General features: G+C 66.1%; 18 protein-coding genes. All 18 read right to left on the bottom strand.

Translation table 11 applies throughout. The features are described from left to right. Positions 1 to 26 precede the first annotated feature (26 nt). Positions 27 to 260 (bottom strand): phosphopantetheine-binding protein, encoded by a 234-nt coding sequence (locus AB5J49_RS46905; protein ID WP_369174968.1) that lies wholly within the window; start codon positions 258 to 260, stop codon positions 27 to 29. A gap of 26 nt (positions 261 to 286) precedes the next feature. Next, positions 287 to 898, bottom strand: a complete 612-nt coding sequence (locus AB5J49_RS46900) for a class I SAM-dependent methyltransferase (RefSeq protein ID WP_369174967.1) — start codon at positions 896 to 898, stop codon at positions 287 to 289. Positions 899 to 911: 13 nt separating this feature from the next. Beyond that, positions 912 to 1,160 carry an acyl carrier protein gene (locus AB5J49_RS46895; protein ID WP_369174966.1) on the bottom strand — a complete coding sequence of 83 codons (249 nt, stop codon included), beginning with the start codon at positions 1,158 to 1,160 and terminating at the stop codon, positions 912 to 914. Continuing rightward, positions 1,153 to 3,231 (bottom strand): transketolase, encoded by a 2,079-nt coding sequence (gene tkt, locus AB5J49_RS46890; protein ID WP_369174965.1) that lies wholly within the window; start codon positions 3,229 to 3,231, stop codon positions 1,153 to 1,155. Before tkt ends, AB5J49_RS46895 begins: the two co-directional genes overlap by 8 nt. A gap of 34 nt (positions 3,232 to 3,265) precedes the next feature. After that, complete coding sequence (locus tag AB5J49_RS46885) at positions 3,266 to 3,625, bottom strand: phosphomannose isomerase type II C-terminal cupin domain (RefSeq protein WP_369174964.1); 360 nt, start codon at positions 3,623 to 3,625, stop codon at positions 3,266 to 3,268. Positions 3,626 to 3,677: 52 nt separating this feature from the next. Continuing rightward, positions 3,678 to 4,646 carry a glycosyltransferase family 2 protein gene (locus tag AB5J49_RS46880; RefSeq protein WP_369174963.1) on the bottom strand — a complete coding sequence of 323 codons (969 nt, stop codon included), beginning with the start codon at positions 4,644 to 4,646 and terminating at the stop codon, positions 3,678 to 3,680. A 22-nt stretch (positions 4,647 to 4,668) separates the two neighbouring features. Then, complete coding sequence (locus AB5J49_RS46875) at positions 4,669 to 5,958, bottom strand: hypothetical protein (RefSeq protein WP_369174962.1); 1,290 nt, start codon at positions 5,956 to 5,958, stop codon at positions 4,669 to 4,671. Next, a complete protein-coding gene (locus AB5J49_RS46870; protein WP_369174961.1) occupies positions 5,955 to 7,220 on the bottom strand; it encodes a cation:proton antiporter in 1,266 nt (421 codons plus the stop codon). The genes AB5J49_RS46875 and AB5J49_RS46870 overlap by 4 nt, the downstream gene beginning before the upstream one ends. After that, positions 7,217 to 8,107 carry an alpha/beta fold hydrolase gene (locus AB5J49_RS46865; RefSeq protein ID WP_369174960.1) on the bottom strand — a complete coding sequence of 297 codons (891 nt, stop codon included), beginning with the start codon at positions 8,105 to 8,107 and terminating at the stop codon, positions 7,217 to 7,219. The genes AB5J49_RS46870 and AB5J49_RS46865 overlap by 4 nt, the downstream gene beginning before the upstream one ends. Positions 8,108 to 8,198: 91 nt before the next feature. Next, on the bottom strand, positions 8,199 to 9,155 hold the full coding sequence (locus AB5J49_RS46860; RefSeq protein ID WP_369174959.1) for a chlorinating enzyme: 957 nt from the start codon (positions 9,153 to 9,155) through the stop codon (positions 8,199 to 8,201). Then, positions 9,152 to 11,011 carry an amino acid adenylation domain-containing protein gene (locus tag AB5J49_RS46855; RefSeq protein ID WP_369174958.1) on the bottom strand — a complete coding sequence of 620 codons (1,860 nt, stop codon included), beginning with the start codon at positions 11,009 to 11,011 and terminating at the stop codon, positions 9,152 to 9,154. The genes AB5J49_RS46860 and AB5J49_RS46855 overlap by 4 nt, the downstream gene beginning before the upstream one ends. 64 nt (positions 11,012 to 11,075) lie before the next feature. After that, on the bottom strand, positions 11,076 to 11,768 hold the full coding sequence (locus tag AB5J49_RS46850) for a hypothetical protein (RefSeq protein ID WP_369174957.1): 693 nt from the start codon (positions 11,766 to 11,768) through the stop codon (positions 11,076 to 11,078). Between the two features lie 134 nt (positions 11,769 to 11,902). Continuing rightward, positions 11,903 to 12,817, bottom strand: coding sequence for a transglutaminase domain-containing protein (locus tag AB5J49_RS46845; RefSeq protein WP_369174956.1), 915 nt, complete (start codon positions 12,815 to 12,817; stop codon positions 11,903 to 11,905). A gap of 43 nt (positions 12,818 to 12,860) precedes the next feature. Further along, entirely contained in the window at positions 12,861 to 13,130 is a 270-nt protein-coding gene (locus AB5J49_RS46840) for a phosphopantetheine-binding protein (RefSeq protein WP_369174955.1), read from the bottom strand. A gap of 14 nt (positions 13,131 to 13,144) precedes the next feature. Then, complete coding sequence (locus AB5J49_RS46835; RefSeq protein ID WP_369174954.1) at positions 13,145 to 14,770, bottom strand: amino acid adenylation domain-containing protein; 1,626 nt, start codon at positions 14,768 to 14,770, stop codon at positions 13,145 to 13,147. An 88-nt stretch (positions 14,771 to 14,858) separates the two neighbouring features. Further along, positions 14,859 to 16,190 (bottom strand): condensation domain-containing protein, encoded by a 1,332-nt coding sequence (locus AB5J49_RS46830; protein WP_369174953.1) that lies wholly within the window; start codon positions 16,188 to 16,190, stop codon positions 14,859 to 14,861. 5 nt (positions 16,191 to 16,195) lie between these two features. Further along, on the bottom strand, positions 16,196 to 17,824 hold the full coding sequence (locus tag AB5J49_RS46825) for a condensation domain-containing protein (protein ID WP_369174952.1): 1,629 nt from the start codon (positions 17,822 to 17,824) through the stop codon (positions 16,196 to 16,198). A gap of 2 nt (positions 17,825 to 17,826) precedes the next feature. Beyond that, the gene (locus AB5J49_RS46820; RefSeq protein ID WP_369174951.1) at positions 17,827 to 18,177 is read right to left on the bottom strand and encodes a phosphopantetheine-binding protein; all 351 of its coding nucleotides are present in this window, start codon (positions 18,175 to 18,177) and stop codon (positions 17,827 to 17,829) included. Positions 18,178 to 18,189: the final 12 nt, after the last annotated feature.

The following is an 18,189-nucleotide window of genomic DNA, read 5'->3' as shown; positions in this document are numbered from 1 at the left end:
ATTTCTGTGAGTCCAAGATGTGCATGTCAGTACACGCATTCGACCACGGCGGCGATCGACTCGATCGTGCGGAAGGTCTCAGGCACAAGCTTCTCGTCGGGGACCTCGATGCCCAGTCGTCTCTCGATCTCCAGCAGGATCTGTACGACCTGCATGGAGTCAACCCCCAACGAGCGGAGTTCCACGTCGCTTCCGATGTTCCAGGCAGCATCGCCCAGAACTCCCGAGTCGTTGAGAATCGCGCGTATCTCGTCTTCCATCACACACCACCATCCGCTTCCACCCGTCACGGCTTCTTGGTGCAGAAATAGATTCGATCGACTCGTCGACCGTGCGCGATGTCAACGCACTCGAATGCGCTCGACAGCTCGCCCAACAGGTGTTCGAATGGACCCGGAGAATAGCGATTCAACCATATGTATCCTCCGGCCGTATCGCGTCGCAGAAGGACCTCGGGGTCACGCGGGGCCTGGAAGAAACAGACGACCACATACCGCCTGGCGACGCGGAACATCTCACGCACCGCGGTCTCGTAGTACGGCAGATGCTCCAGCAGATGACGACAGTTCACGACATCGAACGAATCGCCGGAAAAACTGAGGTCCAGGACATTCATCTGCTCCCACCGGGCTTCGGGGAACCTCTCCCGGCAGGATTTCACCAGCGGTTCACCGACATCTATTCCGGTGTAGTCGAAATCTAGACCGGCCTCCTTCAGTTTGGCGAACGTGGTGCCCGACATGACGCCGCAGTCAAGAATTTCAACCCTTTTCTCACCGTAGATCTCCATGAGTTTCCGGGTCACCCAGCAATAGGATGGATGGGCATCCCGCCCTTCCATGCGCATGTAATCCACGTCGGTCGTCTGCGCCCACAGCGAAACCGGCTCCTGCACCATGCTCTACTCCCCTTCAGCGCACCGTGGCATTTTCTACCAATACAACCAGTTCGGCCACCGTCCGGGCTTGGAATATGTCCACCAGGTCGATGGTGATGTCGTATTTCTCCTGGAGGGCCGACATCAGACGCAGCAACGAGACAGAGTTCGCGCCAAGCTGCGCGAAATGATCTTCTCCTTTGACTTCCGGAACTCCGAAAGCCTTGGCTACTTCCCGGAGGGTCTCAGCCGTACGCGCCCCGTCTTCCTGAAATTCACTCATGGACTGATTTTCCCTCCCAGCACAGCCTTGAAAGGCTGTTGCGAGCGGCAGCCACCATACGGTCCACAGTCAGCCCGTACTGTTCATAGAGGACCTCGTACGGAGCGCTGGCACCGTAGTGGTCAAGGCTGAGAATCTCGCCGCACTCGCCGACGAATTCACGCCAGCCCATGGCAGAGCCGGCTTCGATCGACACGCGGGCACTCACCTCCGGAGGCAGGACAGACCGACGGTATGCCGCGTCCTGTTCGTTGAACCACTCGATGCACGGCATCGACACCACACGCGTCGGAATTCCCTCGGCCTCAAGCAGTTCCGCGGCCGCGACCGCGATCTGCAACTCGGAACCGGTCCCGATGAGGATGACCTGAGGCGTGGCCGCGGCCGCAGAGGCTTCGACGAGTACGTACCCTCCCCGCGCGACGCCTTGGGTCCCCCCGAACGTTGTGCGATCGAAGACGGGGAGATTCTGCCGGGACAACAGGAGACCGGCAGGACGATCGGTTCTCTCCAAGATCGTGTGCCACGCAATCGCCGTCTCGTTCGCGTCGGCCGGACGAACGACATCGAGATTCGGGATCGCACGCAGTGCGGCAATATGCTCGACCGGTTGATGCGTCGGGCCGTCTTCTCCGAGGCCGATGGAATCGTGCGTCCAGATGTATATGACGGGGAGGCCCATGATGGCTGCGAGGCGGACCGCGGGACGCATGTAGTCCGAGAAGACGAGGAACGTACCACCGTAGGCACGGAATCCATAGAGTGCCATTCCATTAAGGATCGCTCCCATGGCGTGCTCGCGGACACCGAAGTGCAGGTTAAGCCCGTACTGCGACCCGCCAGAAACGTCCGGCAGGAAACTGTCCGCGCCGTGGATACCCGTGAAGTTCGACGGACCAAGGTCGGCGGATCCACCCCACAGCTCGGGCAGAGACCTGGCGATCGCATTGAGTATCTCGCCCGACGCCTTGCGGGTCGCGATGTTCTTTCCGTTCGAGAACACCGGCAGCCCGGATACCCCGCTTGCAGGCAGTCTACGGGCGAGGAGACGATCGAGTAGCGCTGCCCCTTCCGGATTCCTGCTGCTCCACTTTTCGAAGCGGACATCCCATTCCGCGCGCAGCTCGCGTCCACGCTCGGCAACCTGGCGAGCATGAGCAAGTACCTCATCCGGGACATAAAGGCTCTGGTCTTCCGGCAGACCGAGTAGGCGCTTTGTTCCGGCCACTTCGTCCGCACCGAGCGGAGAGCCATGAGCCCTTGCAGTGCCCTGGAGGCTCGGCGCCGGCCAGCCGATGATTGACTCAACGGCGATGATGGACGGTCGGCCGATCTCTTCACGCGCCGCGATCAAGGCCGCATTGAGTGTCTGTACGTCATTGATGTCCGTGACGCGCTGGGTGTGCCAGCCGTAGGCCGCATAGCGCGCCAGCACGTCCTCGCTGAACGCAATTCCTGTATCACCCTCCATCGATATTCGATTGTCGTCGTACAGGACAACAAGGTTGCCGAGACGTTGATGACCGGCAAGCGAGGAAGCCTCACTCGTCACGCCTTCCTCAAGATCGCCGTCACCGGCCATGACCCACACCGTGTGGTCGAAAACGGACTCTCCGGCTGGCGTATCCGGGTCCAGAAGACCACGCTGCCTACGCGCTGCCATTGCCATGCCGACAGCCGTGGCCAAGCCCTGGCCGAGGGGGCCCGTGGTCATCTCGACTCCGGCGGTGCGGCCGTACTCAGGGTGCGCAGGCGTGAGCGAGTTCCACTGCCGCAAGGACGCGATGTCCTTCATGGTCAAGCCATAGCCCGACAGGAACAGCTGGATGTAGAGCGTCAGACTCGAATGACCGCAGGAAAGAACGAACCGGTCGCGGCCCACCCACATCGGGTCCGATGGGTCATGTCGCAGCAGGCGTTGGAAGAGCAGGTACGCGGCCGGCGCAAGCGCCATCGCCGTGCCCGCGTGGCCGCCGCCGGAGTTTTCCACCGCATCGGCCGCCAGTACGCGGCTCACAGCCACCGCTTTGTCGTCGAGCTCGGTCCATTCGAAGGCGGGAACAGTGCTCACCTGGGCAGTTATCCTTCCATCTTTTCGGGGCTGCTCAACACTCGTGGTCATCCGCCAAGCGCTGGATGTCACCCTCGTCGAAGATTCCGAAGGCAACCTCAAGGAAGCGGCGTGGAGTATTTCCTGCATTACCTATGGAGTGCCGCTCTCCACGAGGCACCCAAACCCGCTCACCGGAAACGGCAACCCATGTGCGATCGCCGACCTTGACGTTGAGCGGGCCGTCAAGCACCGTCCACCACTCATCGCGCTTCTCATGGCGATGCAGGCTCACCTGGTGACCTGCGTTGATGGTGATCAGCTTCACTGTCGATTCGCTGTTCAACGTCAGTCGTTCCTGGTATCCGTACGGCCGCTGATAGATATCGACATCCGGCTCGTTCGAGTCACCCATCGCCTCGTTCCCTCCTGCCTGGTTTCTCGACTTCTCAACGGCTGGTCATGAGCTAGCTCTCCAGAATCCTCCGGATCTGTGCCAGGTCGTTCCGGATCAGCAACTCCATGAGTTTCCGGTCCTTCGGCGGCAGCGCTCGGATCACATCGGTCGGTACACTCATCACAAACGACCGAGCGAGCAGCAGCGCATCCCGCAATGTCACGTCGTCGTGCATGCGTAACGAATGAAGTGTTTTTCGTATGTCTCCGCGGCACATGTCGTCCGCATACGGAGCGATCAGCTCCTCCGCAAGCGCTGTGATCACCTCGAATGCGTCCAGTACCATCCGCATGCAGGCCGCGATATTGTCCGGCTCTTCGCAGCGTTGCGTGATGGACGGTTCGCCCTTCTCTCGGACTCGCCAGAAGTACACGACTTCCGAGAGCACGTCGACCGCCGACGCCTCTATATGAGCACGCATCATCACAGGAGCGTCTTCGTACGCCGGCAAGGCGAACGTGAGATTTTTGGCATCCCAGAAGGTGCGACGGAACACTTTGTTCCACACCATGCGGTCGCGCACCAGCGCGGTATAGCGGCGAATATGTGTACGCCGCCGGTCGTACGCAAACGCATCTTTGTATCCGGGGTGTGGATGCGCGCCGGCACTACTGATCCGACGTACGTCCCCGGAAGCGATATCAGAGCCCGTGGCCTCAAGTGATCCGACAAGGGAGGCGTATCCAGTACTCGGCACGACGTCATCGCTGTCGCAGAACGCCAGGTACTGTCCTCGCGCCGCGCGGATGCCGACGTTTCGGGCGGCGCTCAGCCCTGCGTTCCGCTGCGTGAGCAGGCGGATACGGGAATCCTTGCACGCCCAGGTGTGGGCGACGGCTCGGCATCCGTCCGTAGAGCCGTCATCGATGACAATTACCTCGATGTCCTCAAGTTGTTGAGCGAGGAGCGACTCAAGACAGAGAGAAACGTATTCTTCGACATTGAACATCGGTACGACGACACTCAGTATCGGCGGCATGAGGAACGCGTTCCTTTCCTTGTCAGGATTTCAGAGCTTCCTTGACGAGCAGATCCTCCAGCGTTTCAAGTACCCCGACAGCGTCGGATTCCGAAATCTGGCTGTCATCGCAAACCAATGTCAAGAGGCAGTCCTGATCAATACTGTCGAGGCTCGCAAAGCACGTCGCATCGCTCATCCCACGCCACTCGACCGTTTCGATGGAGGTCGGGCGGGTCACTCCTGCCCGTAATTCACTCATCTGATTTTCGAGGCCCGCCCAGGGGTCGCGTTCGGCACGAACGTCATTGAAGTAATACGACAGGTCGGTCGCAAGGCCTTTCGCCGAAAGATCGGTAAGGACATTACGCCACTCGAAGCAGTCGTAACGGGCACGACGGTAGGCGCCTAGAGCGCGAGAGTAGGCATTCCTCACATACGAAGAAAACTCCGCATCCACACGCTCGGGAAGGATGAAGAGCCCATTCCCGAGTGTTTGTCCAATAAATTCCGAAAGACCCGGCTGCATTCGATTGTTACACACCAGCGGCATGGCCGAGAGTCCGCTGTAGAAATCTTGGCGAACAACTCGCGCCAAAGCCGCGAGGATGACACTGCTTGCACTCGCGCCGATCCTCAGGCTCAGCGTCTGAGACGCGATGGACGTTGCTCTCGACCGTATGGAAATCACCGAGTCCGCCCCTGCTGTCGTCGACAGCAGGCCACGGCCGGGCGGCAACCGGGTGGCGGCGCTCACCCAGCCGCCGATAACGGCGTTGCTCCTACGGACGCCTGCAGCTGACCGTTCATATCCTATGAGTTCTTCGGTTTGCATCCCCTGCGCAGGGACTCCATGCCCTTCGATGGCATCACGAAGAATCCCTGTCAGGGGCCGGCAGGCTCCTCCGTCAAAGGCCAGATGTGACAGGACCACAGAGGTATGCGTGACGAGCCCGCCGGCATGCAGCAACTCCAGACGAATTGGCGTCTCATCGAAAGCGAAGGGATTTTCACGTATCGCGGCCGTGGGTGCCTCGCTCACGTAAACTCTGACGTCGGCCTTCTCCTTGAATGTCTGCTCCACTCGCTGTTCGTCAAACGAGACGCGAAAGATGTCGAACTGCGCGAGGCAATTCCTGATGCGGGTCAGCGCATCGGGTACCCTGACCCCGTTTTTCACGGCGAAAGTCCAGGAAATATTGAGCCGACTCGACCGCGAGCCCAGCGCGACAATACTCTCCCACATGTTCCCCTGCCCCCAGGTCAGGGGAAATGGTCCGGTCTCCGGTCCGTGCAGAGTCAGTTCGCAGAACGCATCGTTTTCGACCTTCAATGGTGAAGCTCCAAACCTTCTGTCGAGCGACTCTTCTTTCCGACTTTGTCCCTCTCCTTGCCCAGTAGCTGGAGCAAGGGGCCCGTCATGAAGGTCGTAACCAGCGCCATGAGCACGAGCACGGCATACAACTGCTCGCCGATCAGCCCGGCGGACCTGCCGATGTCCAGGACAATGAGCTCGGTCAGTCCACGGGTGTTCACCATGACGGCGACCAGCGCCGACTGCCGGGCATCCAGAGCGTGCAGGCGGGCCACCCCGTAGGCGGGCGCGGTCTTGCCGACGACCGCGACCAGCAGAATCACACCCAGCACAGCCAGGCCGTCCGCGCCCAGCGTCCCGATGTCGACGGACAGCCCGGTCGTGACGAAGAACAGCGGCAGCAACATCCGGGACGTGTGTTCCACCGGCTTCAGCACCTGAACGTTCGGCACGCCGTCCCGCCGCGGCATGGCCAGCCCGGCGAGGAATCCCCCGAATACGGCATGGAGCCCGAGGGACTCGGTGACCCACGCACTCCCCAGAGCGAGGACCAGTGCGACCGGCACGGGGTCGCTCATGACGGCGGCAGGCCGTTCCAGCCACCAGCGCAGCACCGGCCGTACGACGGCGAAGAGGAACGCGGAAAAGACCGCCAGCAGTGCGAGCACGGTCGGCCAGGGCCAGCGGGTGGTCTGTCCGGCGTCGCTGAGGACCGCTATCAGTACCAGCCAGGCTGCCACGTCCATGAAACCGGCCGCCGCGATCGCCACCGTTCCCGCCGGTGTGCCGGCGGCGCCGCGTTCGCGCACGATGGCCGCCAGTACGGGCAGAGCGGTGATCGAGACCGCCACCGCCATGAACATCGCGAACGAGCCCTGGTCCGCGTGGCCGGGGTCCACGGCGGAGAACAGCCCTCCGCACCACTCGACGACCGCGACGGCCAGGGCCATCGGGACCAGCAACGCGGCCACCGCGATACTCACCGCGGCGCGTCCGGCCCTGAACGTACGGAAGTCGATCTCGTAGCCCGCCGCGAACATGAACAGGACGACCGCTGTCTGAGCCAGCATCGCCAGGAACGGCCGTGCTTCGGCGGGGAACAGATAGGTGGACGGATCGCCCGGAAGCCGGCCGAGCAGGGTCGGCCCCAAGGCTATGCCCGCGAAGATCTGGCCGATGACGGCGGGCTGCCCGAGACGCCGGGCGAGGCCGCCGCACAGCCAGGACACCAGTACGACGAGCGCCACGTCCCCGAGGACGGTCGCGATGAGATGGCTCATATGGACCTCCGCACCCTCTGCTCGTCGGCCTCTGCGAGGAACTCCAGGGCGACGGCGGTCAGACCGTCTCCGGCTCTGAAGACGGAGAGGTGGTCACCGTGCGGCGCGACATGCATCCGCGACCGGGCAAGGCCGGTGGCCACCGCGTGTGACCCCGCCGGATGGGCTGTCTGATCGTCCTCGCTGGTGACGACGAGCGTCGGAGCCTTGACCGCAGGCAGGGCGTCACGGACGTCCTCTGCCATCAGGGCGCCGTTGAGAAGGGAGTAGCGGTAGAACGTCTCCGCGTCCCGAAAGGGATGGAGCACCAGGCCGGCGAGGTCCGGCGGCAGCTCGGCGGTCGTGTTCCGGGGCACCGCCGCGTGCACCATCGCCGCGCTCTGCCTGCTCTCCGCGGCGATGTCCATGAGCGCGCGGAGATTGCGCTGATGGCTGGTCTTCGGGGCATCCGTACCGAGTTCGAAGTCTCCGTGCCACAAACTCATCGACGCCACACGGTCGGCGTGTTCCGCCGCCACGCGCAGCGCGAGAACCGCGCCACCGCACAGACCCATCAGGTGGGCGCGCGGAATCCGGTGGTGGTCCAGGACCGCCAAGAGGTCGCCAGCCTGGTCCGCGGCCCCGTGCCCCATCCGGTCGAATGTCCCGGCGTCCTCGCCGGTGCCGTGCGGTCCGCCGAAGAGGCCGCGGGTCTCCCAGGTCAGGGCATGGTGGTCACGTCCCAGCAGTCCCAGCCACTCATCGCACAGTGCGGCCGGCATTCCGCACGCCGACACGATGAGTACGGCAGGACGACCGGGGTCACCGGCCGACCTCACCCGCAGCGTCACCCCGTCCTGCGTGGTCACGCGTGTCGTGCCGGTGGCGTTTCCCTCGTGGGCAGTCATGGTGTGGTCCCTCGCCTCCAGGCGCCGGCGGATCCGGCCGGCCTTCGCCGATCGCGGGCAGACGGCCCGCCGGCTCCTCGGATGTACCGGTTCAGGCGCGGCGCTTGAAAGCGTGGCCGCGGGTGGTCTCCGTCGCCAGACGGTTGTGGCTGTAGCGGTCCTCTCCGCTGACCAGGACGGCTCCGTACCGCTCCAGGCTGACGCTGCCGCCGTACTCCTCCACCACGTCCGTGTCCGGATAGACCCGCACCGACGTGGGAACGTAACGGCCCGCGAAGCCGAGCCTCATCTCCTGTGTGCGGCCGGCGTGCGGGAGTGAGGCGTGCATCAGCGTGGACCAGAACAGGATGGCCTCGCCCGGACGCATCACCATCGGGACCGCCTGGGTCTCGTCCGGTTCCCAGTCCGGGTCCTTCTGCAGTTCCCGATAGTCGTAGCCGAAGAAGCCGCGGCGGACGCCCTTCTTCTTCTCGTGGTTGATGCGGTCCGGGTCGTAGTGCATCCGTTTCGTCTCGTCGTAGAACATGGTCTGATGCGTGCCGGGGATGAACTGCAGACAGCCGGTTTCCTCGTTGGCCTCGGTGAACGCCGTCCAGACGGTGATCGTGCCGCCGAAGTCCTCCGTGCCCTCGGGCCACAGGATCTGCGGCTTTCCCGAGGCGTTTGCGAACGTGTCCGCCTGGTGCCAGTCCGTTCCCTCGTCGCCCGGGTACTTGGGGAAGAACTCACTGCGCCAGCACAGGACGTCGGGGCCGAGCACGCTGCTGACCCGGTCCGCGATCTGCGGCCTGGTGATGTGGTCGGCGAGCACGGCGGAATCCAGATGACGGTCGTAGTTGGAGATGTTCGTGTTGCCGGACTCCGCTGCGTGTCCCTGATATACCGCCATGCTGCGATCCATGAGCTGGATGCGCTCCCTGCGCCAGATCCGCCGCATCTCCTCGACCTCGTACACCTTGAAAGGGCCGATGAAGCCCTGCTCGTGGAACTGCTTCAGCTCCTCGGGGCTCAGGGCGAACGAACGGTCGGCGGTCGGTGTGACGCTCATGCGGATACTCCTTCTGTCGCCGGTGCGTTAGTGGTGACGGCAAGGGACTCGACGGCGGCGGCCAGCCGCCGGACGGACGCGATGTCTCCGAGCGAGGCGAGGTCGACGCTCGCGTCGAACTCGCGCTGCATCTCCGCGAGGATTCGCGCGAAGGCCAGGGATGTCGCGCCGGCCTCGAAGAGGTCCTGGTCCGGTCGGATGTCGGACCGTTCCAGCACCTTCTCGACGATGCGGGCGACCGCGGTCTCCGCCGCGTTCGCCCCGCCGGCCGGCTGGTCGTCCGGTGCGGCCACGAGGGGCGGTGCGCCCACGGGCTCGTCGAGCAGGTGGGCGTCGAGAGCTGTGCGGTCCGTCTTTCCCTGCGGAGTCAGTGGCACTTCGGCCAGCAGCCGGTACACGGCGGGCCTCAGGTACAGCGGCAGCGACGTCCGTGCGTGCTCGGCCAGGCGTCCCGTCAGCTGTGCCACATCGGCGGTCGGTGCGGGCAGCACATAGGCGGCCAGTCGCACGTCCCCCTCGTAGTCTCGCGCGACTACCACCGCCGAGGACACCTCCGGGTGACCGGCGAGGCAGTGTTCCACCTCACCGGGCTCTATGCGGTAGCCGCGTACCTTGACCTGGTCGTCGGCCCTTCCGAGATAGAGCAGTTCTCCGTCGGCGCTCAGGGCCGCCCTGTCCCCGGACCGGTACCAGCGGCGCCCTGCCTCCTCCACGAACCGCTCGGCGGTCAGCTCGGGCCGGTTGAGGTAGCCGCGCGTCACCCCGGGACCGCTGACCTGTATCTCACCGGGAGTTCCGATCCCGACGACCCGGCCTTCTTCGTCCACCAGCCTCACGCGCATGTCCGGCAGCGGGACGCCGATCGGGCTGACCTCCGGCTGTCGCAGGTCAGCCGCGCGAATGCGCCGTGCCGTCACATGCACTGTCGTCTCCGTGATGCCGTACATGTTGACCAGCTCAGGACGGTCGTCGCCATGTCGCTCGATCCAGGGGCGCAGCGCGGAGACGTCCAGCCGTTCGCCGCCGAACACCACCAGCCGCAGGGCGAGCCGCGACGTGCCGGGCCTCGACCCCTCGGCCGCGATCAGGGACCGGAAGGCGGAAGGCGTCTGGCTGAGGACGGTGACGCCCTCGGCCTCCATGAGTTCAAGCAGCCGCTCCGGCGTCCGGACGGCCTCCTGCGAGATAATCACCAGGCGCCCACCGTGCAGCAGCGCGCCCCAGATCTCCCAGACGGAGAAGTCGAAGCCCACCGAGTGGAAGAGCGTCCACACGTCGTCGGCCCCGAATGCGAAGCGGTCCGCGGTCGTCGTGAACAGCCGCACCACATTGCCGTGCTCGACCACGACCCCTTTGGGGACCCCGGTGGATCCGGAGGTGTGGATCACATAGGCCGGCCCGTTCTCCTGGCCGTCGTCGGGGGTTTCACGGCGGGCTCCGGCCCCCTTCTCTTCGGCGACCGTCTCGTCGTCGACCGTCTCGTCGTCGACCGTCTCTTCGTCGACGCGGACGACGCGCACGTCTCGGTCCGCGAACCAGGGTGCGGTCCGTGTGCCGACCACGACCGTGCGCAGCCCCGTGTCCTCCATGAGCAGGTCGAGCCGGGCCGCGGGGTGATCCGGATCGAGCGGCACATAGGCCCCGCCCGCCTTGAGGATCCCCACGAGCCCCACGATCAGGTCGACGCCGCGCTCCAGGCACAGGCCGACGAAGTCTCCCCCGCCCACGCCCTGCGCCCGGAGCCTGGCTGCCAGCGACTGCGCGCGCGAGTCGAGTTCGCCGTAGGTGAGGGAGGTTCCGCCGGGCTCGGTGACCGCGACGCGATGCGGTGCGTGCCGGGCGACGTCATGGAACATTTCATGCAGCAGCCCGCTTTGCGGCGAGAACGGGGACATGGCTGGTGGCACTGGGAACATCCTTTCAGGAGTGAGGGCCGTCGCCCACGCGTAGGCCGAGAAGGGCTCGCGGGGATGCCGGCCAGCTGTCCGAGCGCGGGCCGTGACGGTGTCTGAGGGCGAGAAGGATCCGGTCCAGGCCGTAGGCGACGCAGGCGCTGTGGCCGCCCGCCCCGTCGGTCAGCCGCAGCCCGAACGCCTCGCCGAAGTGGTCCTTGTGGTAGTTGACAGACGCGATGGCCTGCCGCGTGCTGTCCCCGACCTCAGCGATCAGTTCCCACTTGAGGTGTTCGGACCGCTGTGCCGAGGCCAGGTATTTCCCGGTCCGCCCGAAGAAGGGATCGTTGGCGGGGTACCGCTCGACCTCCAGTCCCAGGCTCCGCAATGTTGTCTCCGCGGTGGCCAGCGCCTGGTCACGCCAGTGGTCGGTCGCGGTCGCGGATCCGTAGCGGACGATCTCGTACATGTGGAAGCTGCGCAGGCGCCCGGCCTCTGCAGTCGCCTCCCCGCGATAGCACATGGCGTCCACGCTCAGGCAGACGTCCTCCGTCGCCCCGGTGGCCGCGATCAGGGGGTAGAGGTGGTGACAGGCAGCCGAGGTGAGCATGAGGTCGGTGGGGACCGGGCGTGCTCCGTCCCGCGCGCCGTGCACCTCGCCGAACAGATGAGGGAAGGAGCTGGGGTAGCCGGCGAGTTCGGAGACTCTCCGCGCGATCACCGGAGGGGCGGTGTAATGTTCCTGGACTTCGTGCTCGAATTCCTTTCCCAGGACGGCCACCAGGCTTGAGTGAATACGTTTGTCCCCACGGGGCGTCAGCATGACACCTGCGGCGGGGGTCTGCCGTCCCGTCATCACCATGAGATCTCCTTGGTTCGCAGCCAGCGAGCGGTCATGACGGCTTTCACCGGCGTGTTTCCATGGCGGGCCAGTGGCATGGTGAGTTCGTGTGCCTCTTCCAGAGGCCAGACGATGGAGTGCGGTGAACGTGTGACCGGCCAGTCCTCGGGGTCGAGGATGTTCCAGTGATGGAGTGTGTTCAGAAAGAATGGGTCGGCGGCGATCCAGCGGTCATCGATCCTGATCTCGAACCATGCGTGTGTGCACGGGAAGGGAGCGCCGATGAAGAATCCGGCCGCCGGTCTGGTGACATAGCCCACCTGCACCGCGACCTGACAGAGGTGGCGAGCGGCTGACCGGCAGTCGGCCAGTCCCGTTTCCTTCAGGAACCCGATGTCCATGGCGAGTTCATCGGGAATTCGGTGAAAAACCAACCGCCGTGCCTCGTCCGCGACGACATCGAACGGCGCATCGAAGTCGTGGATCCGCGTCGCCATGACCACTCGCGACACGATCTGCTCGTTTTTCGAGCGTGCCGATACTCCCAGCGCCGACGCCAGATGGCGGCTCAGCGAGAAATCACAGCCTCCCTCATGGCCCGGTTCCGGGCAGTGCAGAGAAACCGTCATCTCGCAGCGCTCGCGCTCCGGGGTCTGCGCCTGCGCGAGAGACCTCGTCCATCGGCGCATCGCCACCATCTGGGACGACGGCAGTCCCAGTGCCGCAGCCGTGTTCTCCAGGTCGAGCGGATCGAAAGCGACGTTCTCGGCCGCTCCCGTACAGGGAAGCCCCAGGTCGAGAAGGACAGCCAGCAACGCTTCGCTGATCCCGTACACGCGGCGCGCGTCAACCGGCGACGCCGAGAAAGTGCGGTACTTGTCCGGCATTTGCCGTGCTCTGCTGACCACATCTCGTGCCAGGGCTTTCATCGGTGCCTCCTCACTTGGACGCGTTATCCGTCGGTCGTGCGAGTTAGGTCATCGACGAGGAGTCGCTGCCGCACAGTTCGGCCACCGTGTTCCACAGCATTTCCGGGGTGGCGAAGAGCCCTGGTTCCACCACGTCGTCGGGGATCCATATCCCGTACGTCTCCTCAATTCCCAGCAACAGTTCCACCATGGCCAGGGAATCCAGTCCGTAGTCGGTGGTAGGCAGGTCGGGCAGGAGCGGCTCATCGGGCTCCAGCAGTCGCAGCGCCGCACGCATCAGGGCTTCGAACCGGGGGTCCCAGGGGGAATTCATGTCTGCCTCGCCTCTCATTGGGCAGCAAGTGCCCGGTAGTCGATCTTTCCGTTGCGCATCACGGGCATCTCCCGCAATCTCATCCAGTGCGCGGGCAGGACCAGCGCGAGTCTGCTGTCGATGAACTTCTGGAGCGACTTCGCCGACACCTCCTCGGCGGCCACATAGTGGATCCGCAGGCACTGGGTCTTCTGTCCCACCTCGGCGGTCACCGCGCAGTGCACCAGGGCCGGGTGCTGCCTCAGCACCGCTTCGACCTCGTCCAGTTCGATCCGCATGCCCCTGACTTTGACCTGCCGGTCCGCCCTGCCGAGGCAGTAGGCGAGGCCGTCCTCGACGCGTGCCAGATCGCCGGTGCGGTAGAGCCGCAGCGTGGGGGAGCCGGGATCGATCTCGTCGTAGAAGAAGACGGGCGGGCGTCCGTCCTGGGCCTCGACGTATCCCCCGCCGACCGGCAGCCCCCCGACGAACAGTTCTCCCGTCTCGCCGGGGCGGGCCGGGCGCCAGCTCTCTCCCTGCTCGACCAGAACGTGGAGCGTCGTGTTCGCGATGGGCCGCCCCACGGGCAGCCGCGAACCCCGGGTGTCCTCCCGTCGCACCACATGCTGAGCCACGTCGTCGGAGCATTCGCTCATTCCGTAGGCGTTCATGAGACGAGCGTTCGCAAAGGCGTCGAGCACACGGGCCGCGAGGCGCGGACGCAGCTCCTCCCCCGTCGCGATCATCCAGCGCAGCTCTGGGAGCGGGTCGCCATGTCCCCGGCGACGGAGATCGTCGACGACGAGATCGATCATGGTGGGGACCAACTGGACGACGGTGACGCGGTGTTCGCCGAGGGCCCTGAGCAGGAGTCGGGGATGCGTCGTGTCGAAGTCGTCGATGACGGCCACCGTCGCACCCACGGTGAGCGCCGCGAGCATCTGCCAGATCGACACGACATACGTCGGCGGCGCGCTGAAGGCGACCACGTCGCCGGAGGCGAGCGCCAGGGCCTCGCCCATGTGCCGCAGGTGATTGATCAGGCCGCGGTGTTCGACGACCGCGCCCTTGGGTGTTCCCGAACTGCCCGAGGTGTAGATGACGTACCGGGCCTGGTGGTCTGTCCAGCGGGGCGGCGTCCATGGCAGCGGTGCCGGTTCGTGCCCGGCCGCCTCCGCGGTCCACAGCAGTTCCACCCGTGTGCCGGCCGCGGCCTTGAGCAGCGCGGGCGCGAAGGCCTGAGGCTCCGCCTCGGATCCCTCCTCCTGCCCGGCCTCGTGCGTCAGCACGTACGCGCACCTGGTCTGGGCGAAGATCTGGGACAGACGCTCTGCCGGCCACCGGTGATCCACCGGGACATACGTGGCACCGAGGCTCTCCAGGGCCAGGAACGCGACCGGATGATCCAGACTCCGTGGTCCCGACACCGCGACACGATCGCCCGGGGCACAGCCCCGCTCCAGCAGGAGCGAACGCAACCGGGCCACTTTGTCACGGAGTTGGCCGTACGTCGTCCTTCCGCCGCTGCCGGCAAAGGCCACACGGTCGGGGTCGTGGCCGGCCAGATCGTTCACGGTGTCGCAGACCGACGCCGGTCCCGGCACGCCGTCGCGCTGTGCCAGGGCGAGTCCGGCCGCCTCCGCGAGCGCGTGGGGAGACATGCCGAGTGCTGGCAGGGCGGATTCCGGTGCGGGTTCGGTTCCCAGATGCCTTGGGCGCATCGAGATGGCTATCCCCTCTCAGGTCTGTTCAGTCGAGGACCGTCTCCGAAAGCGACGTGGCGTACGCGTCGAGAAAGGCGTCGATGAAAGCGGGGCTGTAGCGGTTCGCGTCGTACCCGATCCCGCCGGTCAGCCCCGCTCGCGTCAGGTGGAGGCGGAACTTGATCCCGGGGGCCGCGACGGCCGGCCGTTCGCGTTCGTTCTCCTCTGCCTCGGCGTGCGGTTCGAGGACGGCGTCCCCGAGGAAGATCCGTTCCTCGGCTCGCGGTTCCTGGTCGAAGATGAACATGGCGTCGACGGAGGCCGGTGAGAACCCGGTCTCCCGCCAGATCCGCTGAGCACAGATCTCCTGGTGCTCGTAGGCGTCGAGGAGGGCGGAACGGACCACGCGCACGAGCGGCCCCGGCCCGTCGTCCGGTGGCACGGAGACGGCGATCACTGCGAAGTTCAGGACACAGCCGACGAGTTCCGCGACTTCGGGTGCGCCCCGGCGGTTGAACAGGGTGATCACCGCGACATCCGGCCGCTGGGCACAGCGGCCCAGCAATCTCATGAAAGCGGCCAAGGCGATCATCTGCGGAGTCGCCCGGAACTTCTTGGCCGATGCCATCAGGGCGGTGCCCATGTCCTCGGGCAAGGTGAACCTGCGGGTGCACGGTCTGTGCCGTGCAGGTACCTCTCCCGTCGGCAGGTCGCCGGGGATCCCGACAGGACGCACCTCGCGCAGCACCGGGCGCCAGTACGCGATCTCCGCGGCCGCCTTCGGCCCGCGGGCGACCCGCTGTTCCCGCGCGACCCAGTCACGCATCTGCGGGGGCGGCGCGTCCACCGGTTCCGGGCCGCCGCGCAGCACACGCGCGTACTCCCGTGCCAGGTCCCGCCACTGAATGTCCACCGACCAGCCGTCCGCGACCATGTGATGGAGGGTCAGCGCGAGCACGAAGTCGTTCTCCGCCCGTCGCACGACACCGAGCTGCATCAGCGGGTCGCGCGCGAGGTCGAGGGGACGGCCGTGCTCGCGCGCCAGCACCTCCCGCAGGGCGGCGGGCCGCTCGGGCTCCGGTACGTCGCTGATGTCCTCTGTCCAGACGACCGGTTCCCGGGGGCGGCTGTGGATGATCTGGACCGGCTTGCCCGCCACCCTGCCGAAGTTGGTCCGCAGCGACTCGTGGCGCTGGGCGACCGCTCTGGCCGCCGCACCGAGCGCCTCCGCGTCGAGCCTGCCGCGAAGGCTCACCGCCGTGGGCATCACCAGGGCGGGATCCGCCGAGAGCCGTTCACTGCCCCACCAGTGCCGTTGCAGATCCGACATGGGGGCGAGGATGTCGGTGTCCGTGGCGATCGGGTCCAAGGCAGCCACCCCTGTCATTCCTGGCCCGGCTGTGCGGGCTGGGCCGCACAGACCTGCGCCATGTCGCCTATGACCGGGTGGTCGAAGATCTGCCGCACGGAGAGTTCGAGGCCGAGGGTCCGCTGGACCTTGATGGACAGATGTGCCGCCTGCAGTGATCCGCCGCCGAGTTCGAAGAAGTCGTCGTCCGTCCCGAGCCGCGCCTCGGGCACGTGGAGGATCTCGGAGAGCAGTCCGATGAGCGCTCTCGCCGTTCCGGTCTCGGTGGGCCCGGACGCACCCCGGCCGCCGTCCGGCGCTTCCTCGGCACGGGCCAGGAGGCCGATCCCGAGATCGTCGAACTCGCCGACCCGGGCTTGCGGATCCGTGACGATCCGGTCGAGCACCAGGGGAAGGGCGGATGCCAGCCTCTCCATCACGGCTTGTTCGAACAGGCTGCCGGCATAGGTGAGCCTGGTGGTCAGTTCGCCGTCGTCGCAGGAGGCCGTCAGCGCCAGCGGGTAGTGCGGGGTGTTCTCGCCTCCGGGGGTGATCCGCAGGCCGTGGTCGTGCTGACGTGGCCGCCGGGGCGTTCCGGGGAAGTTCTGGAACGCGTATCCCGTGTCGCACAGTTCCCGCAGTCCGCACAGCCGCTGGATAGCGCCCAGCCCCATGAACTCGTGCCGCACGAGCCGGGCCTGCTCGCGCTGCAGGCGTCCGCACAGGTGCCCCACGGTCTCGGCGGGGTCGAGGCGGGCTCTCGCCGGTACCGTGTTCGCGAACATTCCGATCATGCGGTCGCTGCCGGGGAGTTCGGCGGGCCGGCCACCGACCGTCCTGCCGATGACGATGTCGTCGCTGTCGCGGAGCCGGCCCAGCACCATCGTCCAGGCCGTCTGGACGAGCGTGTTGAGCGTCAAGGAGCCCTCACGTGTCCAGGCACGCAGCCGCTCGGTGGCGTGCCGGTCCATCCGGCGCTTCAGGTGGCGGGCGTCGAGCGCCGTGTTGCCGACCGCCCCGGGCGCCAGCCGGGCAACGGGGCGGTAGCCCGACAGGTGATCGCGCCAGGCCCGCTCGGCCGCCGCCCGGTCCTGTCCCGCCAGCCACGAGCCGTACGCCCGGTAGGGGTTGGGCAGGGCGGTCACTTCCGCGGGAGTAAGGGAATGGCCGTACGCGTCGACGACCTCCTCCAGCAGCAAGGCGCCCGACCAGCCGTCCAGGAGGATGTGATGGTACGTCAGGGCCAGCACATGGCGTTCGGTCCCCAGCCTGACCAGCACGCAGCGCAGCAAGGGCGGCTTGGCGAGCTCGTGCTGGCTGCGCTGCTCACCGGCGAGCAGCGCAGCCAGCTCGCTCTCGCGCCGCTCCTCGACCACCCCGGTGAGGTCCACGGTGGTCACCGTCTGCGGCGCAGCTCTGCCCACGACCTGCACGAGCTGTCCCGTGCCCGGGCGCATCCAGAACCCTGAACGCAGCGCGGGATGCCGGGCGAACACGGCCGTCGCCGCGTCGGCCAGGCGCTCGGGGTCGAGGGCCCCCTCGAACTCCAGGGTGTCCTGGAGCACGTAGGAGCCCTCCTCCCCCTCTCGGTACAGCCACTCGAAGTAGAGCCCCTCCTGGAGGGGAGTGACGGGGAGGACGTCCTCGATGTCGGAATGGGACACGGCTACCCCCTCATCTCCGCGGCGATGTCGTCGAGTTCGTCCTGGCTCGGCGGCGTCATGTCCGCGGAAGGCTCCATGGCCGCAGGGGGCCCGGCCGCCCCGTTTCCGGCGGCCCGCGCCACAGCTGCCAGCTGGCCCACCGTTCCGGACTCGAAGACGTCCTCGATGCCGATCTCCAAGCCGGCCCCGCGGGCCCGGGTGACCAGGCGCAGCATGGTGACGCTGTCCCCGCCCAGGGCGATGAAGCTGTCGTCGGGCCCGACGGACGCGATGCCCAGGATCTCGGCGAACAGCCGTCGCAGCGTTTGTGCTTCGGCGGTGTCTTCCTCCGGTACGAGGCCTTCTGCGCGCATCAGCGGCTCCCA

The sequence above is a fragment of the Streptomyces sp. R28 genome (assembly GCF_041052385.1).
Taxonomy (GTDB): domain Bacteria; phylum Actinomycetota; class Actinomycetes; order Streptomycetales; family Streptomycetaceae; genus Streptomyces.
Note: the sequence above shows the minus strand (reverse complement) of the source record. Positions and strands in the feature narration are given on the sequence as shown.